The sequence below is a fragment of the Candidatus Protofrankia californiensis genome, from assembly GCF_900634765.1.
In the GTDB taxonomy this organism is placed as follows: Bacteria; Actinomycetota; Actinomycetes; order Frankiales; family Frankiaceae; genus Protofrankia; species Protofrankia californiensis.
The window spans coordinates 25,313-26,248 of record NZ_CAAAFT010000408.1 but is presented as its reverse complement, the minus strand read 5'-3'; the positions used below and the strand labels follow the sequence as shown (position 1 = coordinate 26,248).

Here is a 936-nt window from a genome sequence, read left to right as displayed (position 1 = left end):
CATCCGGAAGGCGAAGGACACCCGGAAGGCAGCCGCGGGTGCTGCCCGCACGCCGAAGGTGCAGTACCATCCGCGGACGTTCTGAGAAGTCGGTCACCTCCCGATGGACACACCATCCCGGTCAGCTCCGTGTCGGGACGGGGCGCGTAACGTGAGGGCCGTGACAGACGTGGTGTTGCGCCTGGACGCGGTAACTGTTGTGCGGGACGGCGCGACGCTGCTTTCCGACATCCACTGGACTGTTGCCGACGGTGAACGCTGGGTCATTCTCGGGCCGAACGGCGCCGGGAAGACAACCTTGCTCCAGGTCGCGGCGAGTCGGGTTTTCCCGACTCGAGGAACGGTCGACCTGCTCGGTGGTCGACTCGGCGAGGTTGACGTGTTCGACGTCCGTAGTCGGGTTGGCCTGGTGAGTTCGGTGGTGGCGGACCTCCTTCCCGTCGCCGAACGCGTCCTCGACGTGGTCATGACGGCCGCGTGGGCTGTGGTCGGGCGGGCCGGTGAAAAATATTCCGATGACGACCTGCGGCGGGCCTACGATCTTCTCACGCAGGTCGGGTGCCGGAATCTCGTCGAGCGGCGATACGGCACTTTGTCCGAAGGCGAGCGCAAACGCGTCCAGATCGCGCGTGCGCTGATGACCGACCCCGAGCTACTGCTGATGGACGAACCGGCGGCCGGGCTCGATCTGGGGGCCCGTGAGGCCCTGCTGGCGCGTCTGACCCGACTGGTCGCGGATCCACTGTCGCCGGTGACCGTCATGGTCAGCCACCACGTGGAGGAAATCCCGCCGGGTGTGACCCATGCGCTGCTCCTGCGCGCCGGTCGTGTGGTTGTGGCCGGGCCTGTCGAGACGGTCCTGACCGGTCCGTCGCTGTCGGCGTGTTTCGGCATTCCCCTTGAGGTCGGTGCCGGCGCCGGTCGGTTCTCCGCGCG

General features: G+C 67.4%; 1 protein-coding gene. It reads left to right on the top strand.

The genetic code is table 11. From position 1 onward, the window contains the following. Window positions 1-160: 160 nt before the first annotated feature. The coding region (locus DD1DGNOD_RS21010) for an ABC transporter ATP-binding protein (protein WP_131770893.1) at window positions 161-936 on the top strand (776 nt) is incomplete at its 3' end.